The organism is Longimicrobium sp. (genome assembly GCF_036387355.1).
Taxonomy (GTDB): Bacteria; Gemmatimonadota; Gemmatimonadetes; order Longimicrobiales; family Longimicrobiaceae; genus Longimicrobium.
On sequence record NZ_DASVTX010000511.1, the window covers coordinates 1 to 3,689 of the forward strand.

4 protein-coding genes are annotated in these 3,689 nt (G+C 69.0%); 1 reads left to right on the forward strand and 3 read right to left on the reverse strand.

The window, feature by feature from the left end; translation table 11 throughout:
- From VF665_RS22205 to VF665_RS22215, 3 genes are all read right to left on the reverse strand, one after another.
- The coding region (locus tag VF665_RS22205; RefSeq protein WP_331055664.1) for a hypothetical protein at positions 1 to 243 on the reverse strand (243 nt) is incomplete at its 3' end.
- A gap of 63 nt (positions 244 to 306) precedes the next feature.
- Entirely contained in the window at positions 307 to 519 is a 213-nt protein-coding gene (locus VF665_RS22210) for a hypothetical protein (RefSeq protein WP_331055665.1), read from the reverse strand.
- Between the two features lie 210 nt (positions 520 to 729).
- Complete coding sequence (locus VF665_RS22215; RefSeq protein ID WP_331055666.1) at positions 730 to 2,253, reverse strand: APC family permease; 1,524 nt, start codon at positions 2,251 to 2,253, stop codon at positions 730 to 732.
- Between the two features lie 335 nt (positions 2,254 to 2,588).
- Between VF665_RS22215 and VF665_RS22220 the strand changes: the two genes are divergently transcribed.
- Entirely contained in the window at positions 2,589 to 3,650 is a 1,062-nt protein-coding gene (locus VF665_RS22220) for a MoxR family ATPase (protein ID WP_331055667.1), read from the forward strand.
- Positions 3,651 to 3,689 lie beyond the last annotated feature (39 nt).

The window sequence follows — 3,689 nt, forward strand, 5'->3', positions numbered from 1 at the left end:
CGAGGACGGCGACGGCTGCGACAGCGCGACGGCGAGCAGGTGGCGGAAGGTGTTGCGCGTCTCCACGTCCACCGGCCTGCCTCCGGCATGCGCCCGCAGCAGGCTTTCGAGCAGCGCTTCGTGCTCCGGGGCGAGCGCGGCCACGGGCGCAGGGGCGGACGGCTGCATCGTGCGCGCGGGCTCGCAGGCGGCCAGCAGCACGAGCGCGAGAGCCGCGGCGCGCAGCATCGGTTGATGGTTCATCATCCCTCTTTGGTCGATCGTGGCCGGGGCGCGCGGCGCGCCCCGGAAATGAACCTCGCCGGTTTACGGAGTGACGACCTCGTTCTCTTCCGGCGGGCAGGGGATGGACGTGCTGATGCAGGAGACCTGCTTGGTTTCCGGGTTGGTGACGCAGACGGTCTTCCAGCAGCTGACCGTGATCTGCGCGGATGACGGGGTGCCGAAGGCGGCGGTCATCCCCACGCCGAGCGTGGCGGCGAAGGCGAGGCTCAGAACGGGTTTGCGAAGACGTGGCATTGTCGATCCTCCCATGAAAGGTCATTGCCGCGCCGGGGCGGCTGTCGCATCTGTACATGTTCAGGTGCGCTACGCAAAGTGCGTCGGATACAGAAAGTGCGCAAGGGGACAATACGGCGCGGAGGCGGATTGCCGTTCATCGCCCGAAACGACGAAGGCGGCGATCCGGAGAGGACCGCCGCCTTGGCGACATCGTGCGTACAAACCGCGTCAGTGCGGCGGATCCAGCGGGGGCGGAACGGGCGCGCCGCGCTCGCCGTGCTGCAGCGTGCTGTGGCGGATTCCGTACAGGAAGTAGATGGCCAGACCGATGGCGAGCCAGATGGCGAAGCGCTCCCACGCGTGCCCCGGAAGGCCGTACATCACGTAGATGCAGGCACCCGCGCCGATGAGGGTGACCGGCCACACGAACGGAACGCGGAACGGCCGCGGGCGGTCGGGATCGGTAATGCGCAGCACCAGCACGCCGATGCACACGATGGCGAACGCCGACAGCGTGCCGATGTTGGTGAGGTCGTAGATCTCGTTCTCATCCGCGAACAGCGCGCCGGTGGCCACGGCGGCGCCGGTGAGCAGCGTGGTGACGTACGGAACGCGCGCCTTGCCGCTCACTTTTGCCGCCCAGCGCGGCAGCAGGCCGTCGCGGGCCATGGCGTAGAAGATCCGCGGCTGGCCGTACTGGAACACCAGCAGCACCGCCGTGAGCGACACCACCGCGCCGGCCGAAACGATCCATCCCGCCGTCTTGAGCCCTGCCACGTCCAGCGCCTGCGCCAGCGGGTCCGCGCCCTTGAGCTGCTGGTAGGGCACAAGGCCGGTCGCCACCAGGCCCACGATCACGTAGATCGCGGTGCAGATGGCCAGGCCGCCCAGAATGCCGATGGGCAGGTTGCGCTGCGGGTCCTTGGTTTCTTCCGCCGCGGTACTGATGGCGTCGAAGCCGATGTAGGCAAAGAAGACGATGGCCGCGCCCTGGTGAATGCCGCGCCAGCCGTTGGGGGCGAACGGGGTGAAGTTGTCCATGTTCACGTGCATGGACCCCACGATCACGAACAGCAGCAGCACCAGCAGCTTGATGACCACCATGATGTTGTTGGCGCGCGCGCTTTCGCGCACGCCCAGCATGAGCAGCCAGGTGACGGCGGCCACGATGAAGAAGGCCGGCAGGTTCACCAGAAACGGCATGCCCAGAAAGCGCGGCGCCGACTGCATGAGCGCCTGCACCTCGGGGTCCGAGCTCTTGAGCACGGCGCGGTAGCCGTGCGTCAGGTAGCCGGGAAGGTGAATGCCGAAGCCGCTCAGGAGCGAGTTGAAGTAGCCGCTCCACGCCACCGCCACGGCCACGTTGCCCACGGCGTATTCCAGGATCAGGTCCCAGCCGATGATCCACGCCACCAGTTCGCCCAGCGTGGCGTACGAGTAGGCGTACGCGCTGCCGGCCTGGGGAATCATGGAAGCCAGCTCGGCGTAGCAGAGCGCGGCCAGCCCGCAGACGGCGCCCAGCAGCAGGAACGAGATCACCAGCGCGGGGCCGGCGCCGTAGCGCACCACCACGCCGTTGGGAAGGATTTCGCCCGCCGCGGCCGTGCCGATGGACGAAAAGATCCCCGCGCCGATCACCGCGCCGATGGCGAGCATGATCAGGTCGCCGGCGCCCAGTTCGCGCTTCAGCGAGTTGGGATGCCCCTCCTCGGTGATCAGCTCCGCGATGGGCTTTCTTCGGAACAGTTGCATGTTGGCTGGTGGGGTTTCAGGACGAAGCGGCACGTCCCCGAACGGGCGTTGCGGGAAGGTGCCGGACGGACCCGAACCGGCGCGGAGCGCGCCGGCCATGCGTGTGATGGGGCTCGGGCAGGCGCGGTAAAGTGCGGGGCGCGGCGGCTTCCGTCAATGCGGCGCGTGCAAACGCCCGTCCCGGCGGCCGCACACTCTGCGGCGAACCAACGAAATGCAGGTGCTCTGCATCCTATTCCCGCAACGGCGCCGCTCGCCCGCAACGCCTCGCCCCGTCCGCGGCGCGGGCCTACTTTCCCATCCGTGCCCCGCGCCGCTAGGTTGAGGGTGCTAGATTGTTAGCACACCGCGCGCCGTCCCCGTCATCCCACGTCATCAACGGTCCGGAGGTTCCCCTGGTCACAGCCGAACAGGAAGTCCAGACGCTGCTTTCCGACGCCGCGCGCCTGCGTGAGCAGGTGCGCCGCCGCATCGTGGGCCAGGGGGCGGTGCTGGACGAGGTGCTGATGTGCCTGCTGGCCGGCGGCCACGCGCTGCTGGTGGGCGTGCCCGGGCTGGCCAAGACGCTCCTGGTCCGCACGCTCAGCGAGGCGCTGGAGCTGGAGTTCCGCCGCGTGCAGTTCACCCCGGACCTCATGCCGGGCGACATCACCGGCACGGAAGTCATCGAAGAAGACCGGTCCACCGGCCGCCGCTCGGCGCGCTTCATCCGCGGGCCCATCTTTACCCAGGTGCTGCTGGCGGACGAGATCAACCGCACCCCGCCCAAGACGCAGGCCGCGCTGCTGGAGGCCATGCAGGAGGGCCGCGTAACGGCCGGTGGGGAGGACATGCCCCTGCCGCGCCCCTTCTTTGTGCTCGCGACGCAGAACCCGGTGGAGCAGGAGGGCACGTATCCGCTCCCCGAGGCGCAGCTGGACCGCTTCATGTTCGACATCCGCCTGGACTATCCGTCCGCGGAGGAAGAGGTGGAGATCCTGCGCGCCACGACGGGGGTGCAGGACTCGCCGGTGGAGCGGGTGCTGGATGCTGCGCGGGTGATGACGCTGCAGCGGTGGACGCGCGAGGTGCCGGTGGCGGACAACGTGTTTCAGTACGCCGCCTCGCTGGTGCGCGCCACGCGGCCCACGGGCGCGGATGCGCACGAGGACGTGAAGCGGTGGATTCGCTGGGGCGCCGGCCCGCGCGCCGGGCAGGCGCTGATCCTGGGCGCCAAGGCTCACGCGCTGCTCAGCGGCCGCTTTCACGTGACGCCGGACGACATTCGCCGTGTGGCGGCCCCCGTGCTGCGCCACCGCGTCCTGGTGAACTTTCACGCGGAAGCGGAGGGCGTGTCGCCGGACCAGGTGATCGCGCGGTTGATGGAGAGTGTGGCGCCGCCGCGGAGCGGGTTGTGAAAAAGAAGTGCGTGAGTGCGGGGTGCGTGAGTGCGGGGA

Coding starts and splice junctions, on each gene's coding strand:
- VF665_RS22210 (WP_331055665.1), bottom strand. CDS start 519: ATGCCACGTCTTCGCAAACCCGTTCTGAGCCTCGCCTTCGCCGCCACG.
- VF665_RS22215 (WP_331055666.1), bottom strand. CDS start 2,253: ATGCAACTGTTCCGAAGAAAGCCCATCGCGGAGCTGATCACCGAGGAG.